Source organism: Streptomyces sp. NPDC048473, from assembly GCF_043200155.1.
In the GTDB taxonomy this organism is placed as follows: domain Bacteria; phylum Actinomycetota; class Actinomycetes; order Streptomycetales; family Streptomycetaceae; genus Streptomyces.
Map to the genome: position 1 here is coordinate 324,815 of NZ_JBICXE010000003.1, position 17,871 is coordinate 342,685.

Here is a 17,871-nt window from a genome sequence, read left to right on the forward strand (position 1 = left end):
CAAGCGTGGCACCCGGGGCCCATTGGTGTGAACCCGTCTGACGCAGCCTTCGCAAGGCGCGGTGTGCTCTTCGTACTGACGCAGAGTGATCGGCATGGATGTCACGCCGCAGCTGCCTCTGGAGTCCCCCGATTCGACCGAGCCTCCCCGTGAACCCCCCGAAACCGACCCCGCACCACTGGACCCGGCATCGCCGGACCCGGATCTGGCCGAGCTGCCGCCCGTCTCGCTGCGTACGACGCTGCGCAGGGCGGCCATGGGCGTGGTGGCGGGTGCGGTGCTGGTGACGGGTGCGGTGGTGGCCGTACCGGACGACGAGAAGAAGTCCGCGCCGCCGCCCGCGCCGGGTCCGGTTTCGCGGGCCCTGAAGGCCAGGGACATGGGCTCACCCGCCTCGCTCTCCGATCTGACTGCGCTGATCGGGGACCGGCAGCAGTGGGTGGGCACGCATCCGTCCGACGCGCCGTCGTGGGCATTGCTCGGTACGGCGTATGTGGAGTGGGGGCAGCGTTCCGCGGACGCGGCGTACTTCGGCCGGGCCGAACAGGCGCTGAAGCGCTCGCTGGACGTCGAGCCGGGTGAGAACGGGAACACGGCGGCCTGGGTGGGACTCGCGACGCTCGCCAATGCCCGGCACGACTTCGTCACGGCGAAGAAGTGGGGCGAGAAGGTACGGGCGCGGCAGCCGAAGCAGTGGAACGTGTATCCGGCCCTGATCGACGCGTACAACGGCCTCGGTGACTACAAGTCCGCGAACTCGGCAGTGGAGAAGTTCACGGCGCTGCACTCCGGCGCCCCGGCGCTCATCCGGACGGCGCAGAGGTACCGGGACCGCGGCCGGGGCGAGGACGCGCAGGCCAATGCGCAGGACGCGGCGGACCGGGCCACCACACCGGCGCAGAAGGCGGAATGCCTGTATCTGCTGGGCGAACTGGCCTGGGAGCGGGGCGAGCCCGACGAGGCGGTGGCGCAGTACAGCGCGGCACTGCGTACCGACCGTGCCCACCATCCGTCGCTCGTGGGCCGGGCCAGGGCGCTGGTGGCGCTCGGCCGTACGGACGAGGCTCAGCGCGACTACAAGGCGGCGCTGGCCAACCTCCCCCTGCCCGAATACATGCTGGATCTGGGCGAGTTGTACGAGTCGCTGGGCCGGGGCGAAGATGCCCGGAACCAGTACGCGCGGCTCGGCAAGGCTCTCGCGCTCGATGCCGGCCAGGGGGTGGACAACGCACTGCTGCGCGGCCGTTTCGAGAGCGATCACGGGGATCCGGCCACGGCGGTGAAGCTGCTGAAGGCGGAGTGGGCCCGGTCGCACCGCAGCGCGGCGGTGGCGGACGCGCTGGGCTGGGCGCTGCACCGCTCCGGCGACTCGTCCTCCGCGCTGGCATACGCGACGCGGGCGGTCGACACGGGTGGGCAGAACGCCTCGTACACGGCCCACCTGGGCGCGATCCAGCAGTCGTTGAAAGACTACGGTCCGGCGCGCCGGAATCTGGCGGAGGCCCTGCTCACCAACCCGCACTTCTCACCGCTGGAGGGCCCGGAGGCCCAGAAGGCCCTGGAGTCCCTGGGCGGCCCTCCGGCAGGCGGCCGACAGGACACGGAGGCCGCCCAGGCGCCCGTCCCGGTCCCGGTTCCGGTTCCGGTGGCGGGGCACAGTGCGCCGAAGGCGCAGTCGAAGGCGCAGTCGAAGGCGCAGAACGCGGAGCCCCGGAAGTCCGCGCCGGGAGCGGCCGGCCCCGGCCGCAGCGCACACGCTCCGGCCGAGGCGGCACCGCGGTCATCGGGCAGCCTCTGACGGGGGGCGGTAGATCCTCGCCTCGTTCCCGCGTCGGTTCAGTCGCCGGACGGCCCGCGATGTGCGGGCCCTCCGGCGACTTCCATGACTGCCCGGGACCGTCTACCGGCTCAGGGTGGCGTGGGCCTTGACCCCGGTCCTCCGGAGGGGTCCGTAGCCCTCGGCGAGCAGTTCGGCGGTGACGGTCAGGGAGTCCTTCGGTCCCACCCGGCCCGGGCGGTCACGGTGGGTGATCGTGATCGGCGTGGTGTAGGTGCCGTTCGGGTCGAGGTCGACGCTCGGGTTGGGGGTGACTACACCGATGAGGGTGTGGTTCGGGCCGACCGCGAGGGTCACTGGGAGGCCGTTCGCGGTCACCTTGAAGTCGCTGCGGGAGAGTGAGCGTCCGTTGGCGATGACCAGGCGGGTGCCGACGGCGTGATACTCCGGGCCGTCGGACGGGCTTGTGAAGGTGATCGTGCCGGCCGCCGAGTCGATGTCCCCGCCCGCGGTCCGGCATCCGCGGTGGTCACAGTTGTCGCCCGGGCCGGTGTTTCGCAGAGTGACCCGGCCGGTGGCGAGCCCGCCGATGGCGAAGTCGTAGACGGTTCCGTTCACGGTCAGGTTGTCGACGTACGTGTCGAGCGTGGCGTTCACGTCGCCGAGCCGGCCGACGTTCGCGATGACCCCGCCCACCCCGTCACCGGGGGCGTTGCAGGCGGCGGCGTAGTCGCTCAGCGGATGGTCGCTCAGCGCGGGGAACGTCGCCACCGCCTGGGAGGTGCGCCACGGGCTGGACGTGCTGGAGGTGAAGTGCTGCCAGGTGTCCTCCACCACGCCCGGGCGTCCCTGGGCGTCGGTGTTGTTCTCCGGCCGGAAGCTGAGCGTCGTGAACACACCCTGGCAGATCATCGGGAGCTGGAGGTTCGGGCCGGTGCCGGTGGCCGAAGACGCACTCTTCACGTAGGTGTCGTACGAGAGCTTGGCGGCCGCGATGGTGCTCAGCGGGACCAGCTGGGGGAAGGCGTGCCCGGCCTGCGACTGCTGGCCGCCGCCGATCGCCAGATGCAGGCTGCCGTTGAACCGGACAGGGTCGGCGAACGGCGAGACCTCCTGGGTCCCGGGGGGCGTGGGGATGTTGTTGGGCGGGTCCTGCAGCCGGAGCCACGGCTTCCCCGGCCCGAGGTCGGTGGGCAGGACCTTCAGTACGGTGTTCGCTGCCGCCGCGCCGATGGCGGCAGGGGCGAGAAGTGCGAGGGATGCGCCCGCTGCCACGGCGGCGGCGGAGACGGACGCGGTGAGACGGTTCATGCGTGGGGACTCCCATCGAAGCCTGCGGCGGTCGGCCGCAGGGGCCGCGACGACGCGTCGCGGCCCCCTATCAGTCCCACTGCCGTCCTTTTCGCCCCCGTGCCCCCGGCTGCCTCACTCGATCAGCATGGTCAAGGACCCGATCGGCGTGCGCGTCGTGCGCCGGGGGAGTGTGCCTTCCGGCACGGGCAACACATGAGGCGGGGCCCCGGGTTCGCCGGGGCCCCGCCTTCACGCCCCGAGGGCTCAGAGGTTGCCGCGCTTCTCCTGCTCGCGCTCGATCGCCTCGAACAGGGCCTTGAAGTTGCCCTTGCCGAAGCCCATCGAGCCATGGCGCTCGATCATCTCGAAGAAGACGGTCGGGCGGTCCTGGACCGGCTTGGTGAAGATCTGCAGCAGGTAGCCGTCCTCGTCGCGGTCGACGAGGATCTTCAGCTCGCGCAGGATCTCCACGGGGACGCGGGTCTCGCCCGCCCACTCGCCGAGGGTGTCGTAGTACGAGTCGGGGGTGTCCAGGAACTGGACGCCGGCCGCCCGCATCGTACGTACCGAGGCGACGATGTCGTTCGTCGCGAGCGCGATGTGCTGGACGCCCGCGCCGCCGTAGAACTCCAGGTACTCGTCGATCTGCGACTTCTTCTTCGCGATCGCCGGTTCGTTGATCGGGAACTTCACCTTCAGGGTGCCGTCGGCGACGACCTTCGACATGAGGGCGGAGTACTCGGTGGCGATGTCGTCGCCCACGAACTCCTTCATGTTGGTGAAGCCCATCACCTTGTTGTAGAAGCCGACCCACTCGTTCATCCGGCCGAGTTCCACATTGCCGACGCAGTGGTCGACGGCCTGGAAGGTGCGCTTGGCGGGCGGCTCGACGATCGGGGACGCGGCGGCGAAGCCGGGCAGGTACGGGCCGTCGTAGCCGGTGCGCTCGACGAGGGTGTGGCGGGTCTTGCCGTACGTGGCGATGGCGGCGAGCACGACCGTGCCGTGCTCGTCCTTGACCTCGTGCGGCTCGGCGAGGCCGAGGGCGCCGTGCTCGACCGCGTACGCATAGGCCGCGCGGGCGTCCGGGACCTCGATGGCCAGGTCGACGACGCCGTCGCCGTGCTCGGCGACATGGTCGGCGAGGAAGCGGCCGTGGTCGGTGGACACCTTGATGACGGAGGTGAAGACGAAACGGGCGGAGCCATTGGTCAGGACGTAACTCGCCGTCTCGCGGCTGCCGTTCTCCGGTCCGGAGTAGGCGACCAGCTTCATGCCGAAGGCCGTCGAGTAGTAGTGCGCGGCCTGCTTGGCGTTGCCGACGGCGAAGACGACCGCGTCCATTCCCTTGACCGGAAAGGGGTCGGCCTGCCGGGCTGTGTCGGGGGTGGTGTGCAGAGTCTCAGTCATGGTCGAAGGCTCTCGCCGCTTCGCAAGGTGCGCAATAGTTCGCGAATCTGCTGGGCAATCTGCACAGCAGATGGGGATGATGTCCGGGCTATCTGTACATGATGACCAACACAGTGACCCCCCGGAGGCGCACCATGGCGATCGATCATCTGGACGGGCAGCTCATCGTACTGCTGGCCCGCGAGCCCCGTATCGGCGTCCTGGAGGCATCGCGACGGCTCGGCGTGGCACGCGGGACGGTGCAGGCGCGCCTCGACCGGCTTCAGTCGAATGGAGTCATCCGCGGATTCGGCCCGACCGTCGATCCGGCGGCGCTCGGCTACCCCGTCACCGCGTTCGCGACGCTGGAGATCAAGCAGGGTCAAGGCGTCGATGTACGGGCCCACTTGGCCGGTGTTCCGGAAGTGCTGGAACTGCACACCACCACCGGGCACGGCGACATGCTCTGCCGTCTCGTCGCACGTTCCAACGCCGATCTTCAACGGGTGATCGACCGGGTTGTCGGTTTTGATGGCATCGTCCGGGCCTCCACGGCCATCGTCATGGAGAACCCGGTTCCGCTGCGCGTCATCCCGCTCGTCGAGCAGGCCGCGGGGGACAACGACTGAGCCGAGGAGTGGCGTGTGAGCTTCTGGGAGTACCTGGGCAACCGGCACCAACAGCTGCTCACCGACGCGTACCAGCACGTCAGTGCCGTATTCCAGTGCATGGTGATCGCCACCGTGCTGGGCGTCCTGATCGGGGTCGTCACCTATCGCAGCGGATGGGCGGGGTCGCTGGCCATCACATCGACGGCGACGATCCTCACCATCCCCTCCCTCGCCGCGATCGGTCTGCTCATCCCGCTGGTGGGGCTGGGGGTCGCGCCCACGGTGATCACTCTGACGCTGTACGGGCTGCTTCCCATCGTCCGTAACTCCATCGTGGGGCTGCGCGGCGTCGATCCGGCGCTCGTCGACGCGGCGAAGGGCATCGGGATGTCGCGGCCGGCCCGGCTGTGCCGGGTGGAGCTGCCGCTCGCCTGGCCGCCGATCCTCACCGGCATCAGGGTCTCCACACAGATGCTGATGGGTATCGCCGCCATCGCCGCGTATGCGTCGGGCCCCGGCCTGGGCAATGAGATCTTCCGCGGCATCGCCTCGCTGGGCAGCGCCAACGCGATCAATCAGGTGCTCGCCGGCACGCTCGGCATCGTCATCCTCGCCCTGCTCTTCGATGCCGCGTACGTACTGCTCGGGCGGCTCACCATTCCTAGGGGGATCCGTGTCTGAGACCGCCGGCCCCGGCCACGGGGTCGACAGCGCCGGGACGACGGGGACCACTTCCGGCGCCACCATCCATCTGGACAACCTGACCAAGCTCTATCCGGGCAATCCGAACCCGGCGGTGGACAACGTCACGATGGACATCAAGGCCGGCGAAACGGTGATCTTCGTCGGCCCGTCCGGCTGCGGGAAGTCCACCACCCTGAAGATGATCAACCGGCTGATCGAGCCGACGTCGGGGCGGATCAGGATCAACGACGAGGACGTCACCGACATCGACCCGGTGAAGCTGCGCCGCAAGATCGGTTACGCGATCCAGGCGTCCGGGCTCTTCCCGCACATGACGGTCGCCGAGAACATCGCTCTCGTACCGAAGATGGTCGGCTGGTCGAAGTCGAAGGTGAAGGACCGGGTCGAGGAGATGCTCGATCTGGTCGGCCTCGACCCGCGGGAGTTCCACGGGCGCTACCCGCGTGCGCTCTCCGGCGGACAGCAGCAGCGGGTGGGCGTGGCGCGGGCCCTGGCGGCCGATCCGCCGGTGCTGCTGATGGACGAGCCGTTCGGCGCGGTCGACCCGATCACCCGCGACCACCTCCAGGACGAGCTGATCCGGCTCCAGCACGAGCTGCACAAGACGATCGTCTTCGTCACCCATGACTTCGACGAGGCGATCAAGCTGGGTGACCGGATCGCCGTGCTGCGGGAGCGTTCGCACATCGCGCAGTTCGACACCCCGGAGGCGATCCTCACCAACCCGACGGACGACTTCGTCTCGGGTTTCGTCGGTGCCGGGGCGGCGCTGAAGCGGCTCAACCTCACCCGCGTACGGGATGTGGAGATGGCCCAGTTCCCGACGGTGACGGTCGACGACCCGCTCCAGTCGATCTTCAACAAGCTGCGCAGCGGCCCGCACAACGAGCTTCTGATGCTGGACCGCAGGAACCGTCCGTACAAGTGGCTGCGGCGCGGCGACCTGATGCGGGCCCGGGGTTCGCTGGCGCGTGCCGGGCAGCTGGTCCATGACACGGTGACGCGGGACGCGACGCTGCACGACGCGCTGGAGGCGGTGCTGACCGACAGCGGCGGGCGGGCCGCGGTGACCGGGCGGCGCGGCGAGTTCATCGGGGTCGTCGACATGCACACCTTGATGAACTCCGTCCAGGAACTGCTGGAGGCCGACCGGCTCGCCGCCATCGAGCACCAGCACGACCTGGAGGAACTGCGGGCCCACCAGACCGAACAGGAGCTGGAGGGCGGTGCGGGCGCATGAATCCCAACTCCCCGCGGAATCCCGACTCGGCGCGGACTCCGCGTTCTCCCCGCCCGGCGCCCGCGCCCGGGTTCGGGCCCGGGTCCGACAGAGACCGCCCGCCCGGCGAACACGACGTCAAGGGCCATGCCTTCCGCGACGAGGAGGAGGAACCCCCACCGCCACCGGCGGGGCCGCGGCGCCGGATCACCTGGCGCAAGCTGGTGCTGCTGCCGGCCGCGCTCGCGATCGTCCTGGCCCTCACCTATCTGTGGATCACCAACATCCACCTCGACTCGATCGCGAGGAACTCGCTCACCGGCGGCAATGTGCAGCTGCGCTGGTGGCAGCATGTGAAGCTGACCGCGATCTCGACGTTCTGGGTGCTGATCATCGCCATCCCGCTGGGGATCGCACTGACCCGGCGCAGACTGCGCAAGGGCGCCCCGCTGGTCACCGCGCTCGCCAACATCGGGCAGGCGACCCCGGCGATCGGTCTGCTGGCGCTGCTGGTCATCTGGCTGGGCATCGGCCCGTCGACCGCGATCATCGGCATGGTGATCTACGCGGTGCTGCCGGTGTTCTCCAACACGGTGGCCGGTCTCAAGGCGATCGAACCGAGCCTGGTCGAGGCCTCGCGCGGCATCGGCATGTCGGCGATGGGGACGCTCACCAAGGTCGAACTGCCGCTCGCCGTCCCGCTGATCCTGGCCGGGGTACGGACGGCGCTGGTGCTCAACGTCGGTACGGCGACCCTGGCCACCTTCGTCGGTGGCGGCGGCCTCGGGGACCTGATCACCTCGGGCATCCAGACCCAGCGGATGCCGGTGCTGGTGCTCGGCTCCGTGCTGACGGTGGTGCTGGCGCTGCTGGTGGACTGGCTGGCCTCGCTGGTCGAGGTGGCGTTGACGCCGCGCGGACTGGAGGTGGGGTGAGATGGGCCCGCGGAAGGTGCGTGCCGGGCTCGTGGGGGCGGTGGCCCTGGCCCTGGCACTGGCCGGGTGCGGGCTGAAGAGCGGCTCACCGATGGTGGACGACGTGGTGCCGGGCTCCGTCGGCCGGGGGCAGCCGCTGGACGGTGCCTCGCTGACCGTCACTTCGAAGAACTTCAGCGAGAACATCATCCTGGGCCAGATGATCGGCCTGGTCTTCAAGGCCGCCGGCGCGGAGGTCCTGGACCGGACGAACCTGCCCGGTTCGATCAGTGCGCGCGAGGCGATCGTCAAGGGCGACGCGGATGCGATGTACGAGTACACGGGCACCGGCTGGATCACCTATCTGGGCCGTGCGAAGCCGATCGCCGACCCGCTGGAGCAGTGGAAGGCGGTCCGCGACGAGGACCGGAACAACGGGGTGACCTGGCTGACGCCGTCCACCCTCAACAACACCTACGCGCTCGCCATCAGCAAGAAGAACAACGCGAAGTACCACCTGAGGACGCTCTCCGATGTCGCCGCGCTGGCGAGGAAGAACCAGTCGGCGGTGACGATCTGCGTGGAGAACGAGTTCGCCTCGCGCGATGACGGGCTGCCGGGCATGGAGAAGGCGTACGGGATGTCGGTCCCGGCCGCCAACATCAAGAAGATGGACGCCGGAATCATCTACACCCAGATCTCGAAGTCCAACTCCTGCCTGCTGGGCGAGGTGTTCACCACGGACGGCCGGATCAAGGCCATGGACCTCGATGTGCTCGTGGACGACAAGCACTTCTTCCCCAACTACAACGCGGCGCCCGTCATCCACACCAAGACCTTCGACAAGTACCCGCAGATCGCCGGGCTGCTCGACCCGGTCAGCAGGAAGCTGACGACGGAGGTCGCCCAGGAGCTGAACGCGAAGGTGGACGTCGACGGGCAGGACCCGCACGAGGTGGCGAAGGACTGGCTGATCCAGGAGGGGTTCATCAGGAAGGGGTAGGCCGCCCGGAGTTACAAAGAAGTCGTTGCAAAGAAGGGTTGCAAAGAGACCTTTGCATGTCTACAGTCGAGGCATGCCAGTGAACGAAGCCGACGGCGAGAAGCCGCTCGATCCGAAGATCCACCATGTCGACGCCCGGACCCTGCGCGGGCTCGCCCACCCCCTGCGTTTCCGCCTGCTCAACGCCCTCCGGGAGTTCGGCCCCGCCACCGCGTCGGGGCTGGCGGACCGGCTCGGCGAGTCCAGCGGCGCCACCAGCTACCACCTGCGCCAACTGGCCGCGTACGGCTTCGTCGAGGACGACCCGACGCTCGGCAAGGGGCGCGAGCGGTGGTGGCGGGCCGTACACATGGGCATGGCCTTCGACCGCACTGCGGACTTCCTCCACGACCCGGACCCGGAGGTGCGCGGCGCCATGGGAGTCATTCTCCACGAGGCCGCCACCACACACGCCCAGGAGCTGAACACCTGGCTCGGCACCATGCACGAATGGCCCGAGGAGTGGCTGCGCAGCTGGGACGTCAGCGACTTCAAGCTGCGCCTGACCCCGGAACTCTCGCTGGAACTCGCCGAGAAGATCCACGACCTGATCGACAGCTACCGGGACCGGGTCCCCGAGGACACCGAGGGCTCGGCCCTCGTCCGTACCCATCTGCACCTCTTCCCGCGCCCCAACGCCTGAACCGACCGAAGGGAACCATCGCCATGCACCCCGAGACGCTCCTGCAGCTGCACGCCGCCCGCTCCGCCGATCTGCGCCACCAGGCCGACGAGTTCCGCCTGGCGCCGCGCGCCCCGCGCAAGGACCTGAGGACCCAAGTCGGCTGGACCATGGTCGAGTTGGGCCTGCGCCTGATACCGAACCGGCCCACGCTGTCGGCCCACTCACCTCGCACGGCGTAGAGACGTGGACGGGGGGAAGAACACACACGACAGCCCGCACGACGACACGCCCGCCGAGAGCCGCGACCGCAGGCCGCTCGCCGCCGTCCTGGCAGCCAACTCGATCTCCACCGTGGGCAGTTCACTCACCCTCATCGGCGTCCCGTGGTTCGTACTGGAAACCACGGGGAGCGCGGGACGGGCCGGCGTCGTCGCCTTCTGCGCGACTCTGCCGATCGTCATCTCCGCACTGATCGGCGGACCCGTCATCGACCGGATCGGACGGCGCCGGGTCTCTGTCGCCTCCGACCTGGTGTGCGGCATCGCTGTCGCCGCCATACCGCTGCTGCACTACGCGGACGCGCTCGACTTCTGGATGCTGTGCGCGCTGATGGCGGTCAGCGGACTCCTGCACACCCCGGGCAACACGGCGCGCTACGTCCTCGTACCCGATCTCGCCGAGCACGCCGGCACCACCCTCGCCCGCGCCGCCAGTCTCTTCGACGCCGTCTCGCGCGGCGCCCGCATGGTCGGGGCGGCGCTGGCGGGCGTACTGATCGCACTGGTCGGCGCGGAGACCGTACTGCTGCTGGACGGCGCAACCTTCGTGACGTCCGCGCTGCTGATCGCGGCCGGGGTGCGGGGGGTACGCGCGGCCGAACCCCGCAAGGCCGCGGAGCCCGTCTCGCTGCGGGCGTACCGCACCGAACTGCGCGAGGGATACACCTACCTGCTGGGCAACCGGCTGCTGCTGGCCGTCGTCGTGATGGTCCTCTTCATGAACGGCACCGATCAGGGCTGGAACGCCGTCCTGCTGCCGGTGCACGCCTCCACCGAGCTGGGCGGGGCCAGGGACATCGGACTGCTCACCGCGCTGTTCGGCGCGGGCGGGCTGACCGGGGCGCTGCTGTACGGGGCGGTCGGGCACCGTTTCTCCCGGCGGGCCGTCTTCACGGTGTGCGTGGTGCTGTGCGGCGCGCCCAGGTATGCGGTCGCGGCGCTGACCGGGACGACGTTGCCGCTCGCCGTGACCATGGCGCTGAGTGGCATCGCGGGCGGGGTACTGAACCCGATCCTGACGACGGTGATCTACGGAAGCGTGCCCGAGGAGCTGCGCAGCCGGGTCTCCGGGGTCCTCACGGCGGGCGGCGAACTGGCCATGCCGGTGGGTGGTCTCGCGGCCGGGCTGCTGGTGGAGAGCGCGGGCGCGAGGGGTGCGCTGCTGGCGATGGGCACGGTGTACCTGCTGGCGACGCTGAGCCCGCTGGTGTTCCCGGTGTGGCGCACGATGGACGGGGCGGGGGTGGGGGCGGAGTCCGGGGGTACGGCAGCGGGGGTCGCCGTACCCCCCGACCCTGCCGCCGAGGTCAGCAGCTCGGGACCTTGCGCCCCTGCTCCAGTGCCTGGAGCGAGGACACCGCGCTCTTCAGGGTCGTGACCGGAATCAGCCGGAGCCCCTTGGGGAGCTCGGCGCCCGCCTCCTTGCACTCGGCCTTCGGGACGAGGAAGACGGTCGCACCGTCGCGGTGCGCGGCCTGAGTCTTCAGCGACACCCCGCCGACCGCGCCGACCGCGCCGTTCGCCTGGATCGTGCCGGTGCCGGCGATGGTGCGGCCACCGGTGAGATCGCCGCCGGAGCCGTCGCCGTCGAGCTTGTCGACGATGCCGAGCGCGAAGAACAGGCCCGCGCTGGGGCCGCCCACATCGGCGAGGTGCAGGGTGACGTCGACCGAGTCCTTGGGCTTGCCGAGGTAGTTCAGGGCCGCGTCGACGGCGGAGTTCTGCGACTTCCTCATGTCGTCGAGGTTGTGCTTCTCGATCTCCTTCTCGGAGCCGCCGGTCGGGTAGACGGAGTCGCGGGGCAGGACCGCCCGGTCCGTACGGAACCAGCTGTCGACCACATCACCGATGCCGACATCGGAGGTGGGCCCGGTCGCGACGATCGTCGTCATCCGCAGCTCGCCCTTGGTGGGACGGGTGGGCGCGCCCTTGATGCTGATCACGGGAGTGCCGTGATCGTTCCCGAGCACGTTCGCGGTCGTGCCGGGCTGCGCCAGCGTGAACGGCAGCGGCACGAACGCGGCTACGCCGAACAGGGCAAGGACGGGCAGGGCGCACAGGGCGAGGGTGCGGGGGCGCGAGTGACGAGTGAGCACCCGCCCAATCTAACCGCCGGGGCGGCGGTGCGGGCCGGGTGGTGTGGCGACCCGGCCCGCCCGGCTGCCCGTGCCCCCGCGAGGGGCCGGGTCATCCGGCCGGACGCTTTGCCCTCAAACGTCGGACTGGCTTGAATTGCCCGGCCGGGCGCCGCACGCGACATGCCGGGTCGGCCGGGCCGACCGCTTCGTCCTCAAGCGCCGGACGGGCTTGAATTGCTACCGGAGCGCGTCCGCCACCTCGCGGGCCGCGTCCACGACTCGGGGGCCGACCCGTTCGGGTACGGAGTCCGCGAGCATCACCACGCCCACGCTGCCCTCGACCCCCGTCACCCCCACCAGCGCAGCCGCGGCCCCGCTCGCCCCGGCTTCCAGTTCGCCGTGGGTGAGGGTGAAGGCGGTCTCGCCCACCGGCTTCTGGCGGGCGGCGAGGATCGCCCGGCCCGCGGCACCCCGGTCCAGCGGGTGGCGGAAGCCGGCCCGGTAGGCCACGTGGTAGTCGGTCCAGGTCGGCTCGACGACCGCGACCGCCAGCGCGTCACTGCCGTCGACCAGCGTGAGATGGGCGGTGGCCCCGATGTCCTCGGCGAGGGACCGCAGCGCGGGCAGCGCGGCTTCCCGTACGAGCGGATGCACCTGGCGGCCCAGGCGCAGCACGCCCAGGCCCACCCTGGCCCGGCCGCCCAGATCGCGGCGCACCAGGGCGTGTTGTTCCAGGGTGGCAAGCAGACGGTAGACCACGGTTCGGTTGACGCCGAGTTTGTTGGACAACTCGGTGACGGTCAGGCCGTGGTCGGTGTCGGCGAGCAGTTTGAGGACCCGTAGTCCCCGGTCGAGCGTCTGGGAGGTCTCCGCGGTCACGACGCCCTCTCCTCTTTGGTGAGCGGCGGCGGCTGGTTCCCACGGAATGTGCGCCACCGGTCCCAGCGGCGACGCACGGAGAGGCCGCCGGCCTGGCCAAGGCAACCGGCTGCGCTCCGCGGCGGCGTTGCCACGGGGCGTGCATTTTTTTGGACAGTAGCGAGCGAGTCCGCTCAGCGGAAGACCTCGTCCAGAATCCGGGCGCCGGCGGAAGTGGAGTTGCGGTGAAGAACCATAAGCGCCGGTCAGCGCGGCGCCGGCCGAAACCTGGACGTCTACGCGCGTCCAGGTCGGCCGACGGCCCGGCGACGCTCCGCGCACCGGACGTGAACGGGCGTTAGCTCACCGTGAACGACTGTTGCACAATTTTTCCGTTCACGAGCACCTCGCAGGCTCTGATCGCCCTCGTCGCGGGGTCGCGGACGGTGAAGTTGAGGGCGAAAGTGCCGTCGAGTCCGATGACTCCGGTGACGTACGAGTCCGAGGTCTGCTTCCCGTCCGCGGTGCGGCCGGTCACCGAGACCGTGGCTACGGGGGCGAAGCCCCGGGCGGTCACCTGGACCACCGTACCGACGGGCCCCTCGGACGGCGAGAGCGCGAAGGACGGCCCGGCGGGGACGGTCCCGTCCTGGACGGTGAACGCCGCGGTCTCGGTGCGCGGGTTGACGAGGACCTCCCGGACCCTGATCGCGACGGTGTCGGCGGCGTCGACCGTGAAGGTCTGCGAGAACGCCCCGTCCAGCCCGACCACCTTGGTCTTCACCGGGTCGGACGTCTGCGATCCGTCGGCCCGCAGCCCGACGATGGATACGGTGGCGACCTTCGCGAAGCCCTGCCCGAGGACGGTGACGGCGGTGCCCTTAGGTCCGGCCGACGGGGTGAGGACGACAAAGGCCGGGGCGACGGTCAGCGGGGTGAGGGCCTGCGCTCCTCCCGCGGTGACCTGGAGCGCGTACACGGCGCGCGGGGTGGATCCGGCCACGGTGACCGTACCGGCGAGCGTTCCGTCGGCGCCGATCCGGAGGGTGGAGCCGCTGATCCGTGCGCTGTCGCAGGCGCTGCCGTCGGCGGCGCAGAGCGCGGCAGCGGGCGTGGTCCCGGTCGGCCAGTCGCCGCCGGAGAGGGTGATCGTTCCGCCGGGTTTGACCTTCGCCGCGCCTGCGGAGAGCGTCGCGGAGGCATCGGTCACGGCGAACGGGGTGGTCAGTACGGTGGCCGGGTCGTTGCCCTCGTCGACCTGGATCGAGGCGATGGCCGGGTCGGAGACGGTGAAGTCGGCGCTGAACGTGCCGTCGGGGGTGCTCTTCACATAGACGGCGGTGTCGTCGAGCGTCGCCCCGCTCGCGTCCAGGCCGACGGTGTTGATCCACCGGTCCTGGAAGTAGTTGCTGCCGGTGACCTCGACGACGCTGCCGAGCGGCGCACCGGCGCGGGAGAGCGCGATGGCCCGTGGCCCGCCGGGGACATACGCCTTGACGGTCAAGGGCGCGGTCGCCTCCTTCGTACCGTCGCCGACCTTCACCAGGTACGAGCCGTCGGCCACGGTGCCTGCGGCGGCGAGCACCGCGCTTCCGGTCAACTCCCCCGAGCCGCTGATCGCGAGGGTGCTGGAGACGAACTTGCCGGTGTCGCAGCCACCGCCGTCCGCCGCGCACAGCGACGGTACGGGGGTGGCGCCGGCGGTCCACAGACTGCCCGTCAGGGCGACCCCGGTGGACGGCCGGACGGCGGCGGTGGGCGCGGTCAGGGTGGCGGGCAGGCCCGCGGTGCCCTCGGCGGTGACGGTGCCGATGGAGCCGCCGCCGCTGATCACGTCGCACGGGGTCTCATAGGTGGAGCCGAGCACCTTCGTACGCGTCAGATTGCGTACCGGGGTGAAGGAGATCGGTCCGCTCGCGTCGGCGGGGATGATGAAGTCCCCTTCGTACGGCGGGATCTCGATCGGCTTCCCGGACGGGATGTCGAGGTTGATCTGCGGTCCGGTGACGGTGACCGTGCCGGTCGCGCCGCCCGACATGGCGAAGTCGATGCTGGGGGTGGTGGGCACATCGCTCAGGCTGAGTCCGCTGGTGGCGGGGGACGGGCCGAGGGTGACCTTGGCGTGGACCTTGCCGCCCGGGTCGACGACGGCCGGTGAGAGGTCGACGCTCATCTGCTGCGGCCCGGTGGCCTCGCCCTGGCCGGCGGGCAGGGTGCAGTGGACGGTCGGGGTGACCGTATCGGCGTGGGCGACAGGGGTGAGTGCGACGGTTCCGCCGGTCCAGGCGAGCACGGCCCCTGCGGTGAGGGCGACGGCGCGGCGTAACACCGCACCCGGTCTTTCCGGTCTTCTCGATCTCGGCCGTAAGGACATGCGACTCCTCCGTGACTACGACTACGACTACGACTACGGGAATTCTCCGAATTCGAAACCGGAGACGCCCGCCTGCTCCCTTGCGAAACGGAGCAGGCGGGCGTCTCCGGCACTTACCTTTCCCCGACGGTGACGGATCTCAGAGAAGAGTGAGTGTCAGGGTGGCGCTGTAATCTCCGGGCCGGGTGAATCCGGGAACCGTCAGTGTGAGATCGGCGTCGGCGTCGAACCGGCCGCCGGTGAACGGACGGGATCCGTCCGGATTCATCCGGCAGAGGCTCGCCGCCTCGCTCCCGAGTGCGGCGGGCGACCCGGCCACCGGCACCCCCGCACTCCCGTTCTGCGCCGTGCACTTGGGTGTCCACCGGACGGCGCCCGCCGGGATGGTGCCCCCGTCGGCGCTGGTGAAGCCGGTGAGGGTGGCGGTCAGGGACCAGCCGCTGTTGACGCCGCGGGCGTCCTCCACCTCGACCCGGTTGAGCCGGGAGCGCTGCACACCGCTGCCGGTACCCAGGACCGTCGTACCGAAGTCGACGGTGTCGCCGTCCTGGACCATGGACAGTGTCCCGGCCCGGACCGAGGTGTTCAGCTTCTGGTCGGCGGTGCCGCCGCCTCCTTCCCCGCCTGTGGAGACGGTGAACGGGGCGGTGCGTACGGTGGCCGGGTCGTTGCCCTCGTCGGCCCGGACGGCGACGACGGCATCGGAGATCACGGTGAACTCGACGGCGAAGGTGCCGTCCGAGCCGCTCCTGACGTAGACCGCGCTGTCGTCGAGCCCGGTGCCCGTCGCGTCGAGGCCGATGACATTGATCCAGCGGTCCGGGTTGTAGTTCCTGCCGCTGACCGTGATCACGCTGCCGACCGGTCCGCTGCTCTGCGAGAGCGAGATCTCGCGGTCGCCGGCCGCGACGGCCTTCACGGTGAGGGGAGCGGTGGCTTCCTTCGTACCGTCGTTGACCTTCACCTCGTACGCGCCGTCCGGCACCGCCCCGGCCTCCGCGAGGGTGGCCGCGCCGTGCAGCGTTCCGTAACTGTCGATGGTGAGGGTATGGCCCTTGAACTTCAGCGGATCGCAGCCGCCACCGCCCACCGCACAGAGCGAAGGCACGGGTGTGCCGCCCGGCGTCCAGCCCGAACCACCCAGCGTCACCGGGGTGTTGGGGCGTACGGGATCGGCGGGGGCGGTCAGGGTGGCGGGCTCGGAGCCGGTGCCCTCCACCGTGACGGTGCCGATGGAGCCGCCCCCGTCGACCACGTCGCAGGGCGTCTCGAAGACCGAGCCGAGCACCTTGGTCTGCGTCAGCGTACGGACCGGGGCGAACGAGATGTCCCCGGAGGCGTCCGCCGGGACCAGGAAGTCGCCCTCGTACGGCGGGAGTTCAATGGGCGTCCCGGCCGGGATGTCCATCGTGAACTCGGCGCCCCGCACGGTGACGGTTCCGGTGGCCCCGCCCGACATGGCGAGGTCGAGGCTGGGGATGGTCGGCACATCATCCAGCGCGATCCCGCTGGTGGCAGGGGACGGGCCGAGCGTGACCTTCGCATGCACCTTGCCGCCCGGGGCGACGACCGCGGGCGACAGCTCGACGGTCATCTGCTGCGGCCCGGTCGCCTCGCCCTGACCGGCGGGCAGGGTGCAGTGGACGGTCGGGGTGACGGTACCGGCGGTCTGTTGTCCGGCCGGTGGCGCGGCCTGGGCGGTGGCCCCGACACAGCTCAGGGACAGTACGAAGCAGGCAGCGAGCAGACCGGTCACGCCGGATCTCCGTCGTCGGATCACCAGACACCCCTCCATGGTCCATTGATTGCGCACATTGAGGAGGTCGCGTGCAGAGAAGTCAAGAGAGAATTGACTGATCCTTATCTGAAATGCCCGAAAAGCATTTCTGCGGCCACTTTACGAGCACCTGTTGACATCTCTTGACATCTCTGAAGATCACAGTTTCACTGCACCCGACATGCCGGGCCCGGCACGCAGATCCGCAAGAAGATCGCGCCACATCTATTTCTGCGAATCGAGCGAATCTGCGGAATTCAACCGGAAGGAGTTCCCCCCGTCATGTCAATCACTTCAGCACGGCCGTCGGCGTTACGGCCGCCGGCCCGAAGACGCATTCGCGTCCGCATCCCGCTGGTGCTGGCCGCGGCCTGTTCCGCGGCCGCCGCGCTCGCCCTGGCACCGACGGCCCAGGCGGTGACCCCGCTCACCGCGACGGCCACGTACAACTGCGGCGCCTGGGGCAGCGGTCTCGCGACCCTGACCGCCGCCGACTCGGGCACGGCCAAGACCATCAAGATCACGTCCACCGCGATCACGATGCCGGCCGGTACCAGCGCCGATCCGAACAGCATCACGACGACGCTCAAGCTCACCAAGACCTCGGGCGGCGTCACCAGTCAGGTGCAGTTCTCCGGAAAGACCAACCCCGGCATGAGCGGCGGCAGCCCGATCACCCTGGGTCCGCTGAAGCTCACCTCCGGCACCCTGGCGGCGGGTGACCGCACCGATTCCGTGGTGCTGGCCGCTCCCCCGAGCGCCACCAACTGGTCACTGCAGATCGTGGCCTCGTCCCCGACGTCGGCCACGGTTCCGTGTGTGGCCACGGCAAACCAGTCCGCACCGTTCGTCTGGTAGCCGTACGTCACCGTTCGTCCCCCATCCGCACCAGATCCGCATGAACGACGCCGGCCCGGGGCGAGGACCGCTG

The 17,871-nt window shown here is 70.0% G+C and carries 16 protein-coding genes; 10 read left to right on the forward strand and 6 right to left on the reverse strand.

Going from position 1 to position 17,871, the window contains the following annotated elements:
- Positions 1-94 precede the first annotated feature (94 nt).
- On the forward strand, positions 95-1,798 hold the full coding sequence (locus tag ACGFU7_RS07920; RefSeq protein ID WP_393693399.1) for a tetratricopeptide repeat protein: 1,704 nt from the start codon (positions 95-97) through the stop codon (positions 1,796-1,798).
- Positions 1,799-1,900: 102 nt separating this feature from the next.
- Here the strand turns inward: ACGFU7_RS07920 and ACGFU7_RS07925 are convergent, their stop codons facing one another.
- Together ACGFU7_RS07925 and hppD are read right to left on the reverse strand one after the other, a co-directional pair.
- Positions 1,901-3,088 (reverse strand): hypothetical protein, encoded by a 1,188-nt coding sequence (locus tag ACGFU7_RS07925; protein WP_393693401.1) that lies wholly within the window; start codon positions 3,086-3,088, stop codon positions 1,901-1,903.
- A gap of 246 nt (positions 3,089-3,334) precedes the next feature.
- A complete protein-coding gene (gene hppD, locus ACGFU7_RS07930) occupies positions 3,335-4,480 on the reverse strand; it encodes a 4-hydroxyphenylpyruvate dioxygenase (RefSeq protein ID WP_393693403.1) in 1,146 nt (381 codons plus the stop codon).
- Positions 4,481-4,614: 134 nt separating this feature from the next.
- Here hppD and ACGFU7_RS07935 point away from each other — a divergent pair, with 134 nt between their 5' ends.
- The 8 genes from ACGFU7_RS07935 (at position 4,615) to ACGFU7_RS07970 (ending at position 11,231) form a co-directional block, all read left to right on the forward strand.
- Entirely contained in the window at positions 4,615-5,088 is a 474-nt protein-coding gene (locus ACGFU7_RS07935; RefSeq protein WP_393693405.1) for an Lrp/AsnC family transcriptional regulator, read from the forward strand.
- A gap of 15 nt (positions 5,089-5,103) precedes the next feature.
- Positions 5,104-5,751 (forward strand): ABC transporter permease, encoded by a 648-nt coding sequence (locus ACGFU7_RS07940; RefSeq protein WP_393693407.1) that lies wholly within the window; start codon positions 5,104-5,106, stop codon positions 5,749-5,751.
- Positions 5,696-7,015, forward strand: a complete 1,320-nt coding sequence (locus ACGFU7_RS07945; RefSeq protein ID WP_393693409.1) for an ABC transporter ATP-binding protein — start codon at positions 5,696-5,698, stop codon at positions 7,013-7,015. The genes ACGFU7_RS07940 and ACGFU7_RS07945 overlap by 56 nt, the downstream gene beginning before the upstream one ends.
- Positions 7,012-7,929 (forward strand): ABC transporter permease, encoded by a 918-nt coding sequence (locus tag ACGFU7_RS07950; RefSeq protein WP_393693411.1) that lies wholly within the window; start codon positions 7,012-7,014, stop codon positions 7,927-7,929. The genes ACGFU7_RS07945 and ACGFU7_RS07950 overlap by 4 nt, the downstream gene beginning before the upstream one ends.
- A 1-nt stretch (position 7,930) precedes the next feature.
- A complete protein-coding gene (locus ACGFU7_RS07955; RefSeq protein WP_393693413.1) occupies positions 7,931-8,911 on the forward strand; it encodes a glycine betaine ABC transporter substrate-binding protein in 981 nt (326 codons plus the stop codon).
- Positions 8,912-8,984: 73 nt separating this feature from the next.
- Positions 8,985-9,593 (forward strand): ArsR/SmtB family transcription factor, encoded by a 609-nt coding sequence (locus ACGFU7_RS07960; protein WP_393693415.1) that lies wholly within the window; start codon positions 8,985-8,987, stop codon positions 9,591-9,593.
- Positions 9,594-9,616: 23 nt separating this feature from the next.
- Complete coding sequence (locus ACGFU7_RS07965) at positions 9,617-9,814, forward strand: hypothetical protein (RefSeq protein ID WP_393693417.1); 198 nt, start codon at positions 9,617-9,619, stop codon at positions 9,812-9,814.
- A gap of 4 nt (positions 9,815-9,818) precedes the next feature.
- The gene (locus ACGFU7_RS07970; protein ID WP_393693419.1) at positions 9,819-11,231 is read left to right on the forward strand and encodes an MFS transporter; all 1,413 of its coding nucleotides are present in this window, start codon (positions 9,819-9,821) and stop codon (positions 11,229-11,231) included.
- On the opposite strand, the gene ACGFU7_RS07975 is transcribed toward ACGFU7_RS07970, so the two are convergent.
- The 4 genes from ACGFU7_RS07975 to ACGFU7_RS07990 form a co-directional block, all read right to left on the reverse strand.
- Positions 11,161-11,949, reverse strand: a complete 789-nt coding sequence (locus ACGFU7_RS07975; protein WP_393693421.1) for a S16 family serine protease — start codon at positions 11,947-11,949, stop codon at positions 11,161-11,163. The genes ACGFU7_RS07970 and ACGFU7_RS07975 overlap by 71 nt on opposite strands.
- 219 nt (positions 11,950-12,168) lie before the next feature.
- Positions 12,169-12,810, reverse strand: coding sequence for an IclR family transcriptional regulator (locus ACGFU7_RS07980; RefSeq protein WP_124723277.1), 642 nt, complete (start codon positions 12,808-12,810; stop codon positions 12,169-12,171).
- A gap of 337 nt (positions 12,811-13,147) precedes the next feature.
- Entirely contained in the window at positions 13,148-15,118 is a 1,971-nt protein-coding gene (locus ACGFU7_RS07985; protein ID WP_393693423.1) for a hypothetical protein, read from the reverse strand.
- 184 nt (positions 15,119-15,302) lie between these two features.
- The gene (locus tag ACGFU7_RS07990) at positions 15,303-16,919 is read right to left on the reverse strand and encodes a hypothetical protein (RefSeq protein WP_393693425.1); all 1,617 of its coding nucleotides are present in this window, start codon (positions 16,917-16,919) and stop codon (positions 15,303-15,305) included.
- 303 nt (positions 16,920-17,222) lie between these two features.
- On the opposite strand from ACGFU7_RS07990, the gene ACGFU7_RS07995 reads away from it, so the two are divergent.
- A complete protein-coding gene (locus tag ACGFU7_RS07995; RefSeq protein WP_393693427.1) occupies positions 17,223-17,798 on the forward strand; it encodes a hypothetical protein in 576 nt (191 codons plus the stop codon).
- Positions 17,799-17,871: the final 73 nt, after the last annotated feature.

Bases quoted from the DNA above. Each gene is read 5' to 3' on its own strand.
- hppD (WP_393693403.1), bottom strand. From the start codon at position 4,480: ATGACTGAGACTCTGCACACCACCCCCGACACAGCCCGGCAGGCCGAC.
- ACGFU7_RS07950 (WP_393693411.1), top strand. From the start codon at position 7,012: ATGAATCCCAACTCCCCGCGGAATCCCGACTCGGCGCGGACTCCGCGT.
- ACGFU7_RS07995 (WP_393693427.1), top strand. From the start codon at position 17,223: ATGTCAATCACTTCAGCACGGCCGTCGGCGTTACGGCCGCCGGCCCGA.
- ACGFU7_RS07945 (WP_393693409.1), top strand. From the start codon at position 5,696: ATGCCGCGTACGTACTGCTCGGGCGGCTCACCATTCCTAGGGGGATCC.
- ACGFU7_RS07925 (WP_393693401.1), bottom strand. From the start codon at position 3,088: ATGAACCGTCTCACCGCGTCCGTCTCCGCCGCCGCCGTGGCAGCGGGC.
- ACGFU7_RS07920 (WP_393693399.1), top strand. From the start codon at position 95: ATGGATGTCACGCCGCAGCTGCCTCTGGAGTCCCCCGATTCGACCGAG.
- ACGFU7_RS07935 (WP_393693405.1), top strand. From the start codon at position 4,615: ATGGCGATCGATCATCTGGACGGGCAGCTCATCGTACTGCTGGCCCGC.
- ACGFU7_RS07965 (WP_393693417.1), top strand. From the start codon at position 9,617: ATGCACCCCGAGACGCTCCTGCAGCTGCACGCCGCCCGCTCCGCCGAT.
- ACGFU7_RS07955 (WP_393693413.1), top strand. From the start codon at position 7,931: ATGGGCCCGCGGAAGGTGCGTGCCGGGCTCGTGGGGGCGGTGGCCCTG.
- ACGFU7_RS07960 (WP_393693415.1), top strand. From the start codon at position 8,985: ATGCCAGTGAACGAAGCCGACGGCGAGAAGCCGCTCGATCCGAAGATC.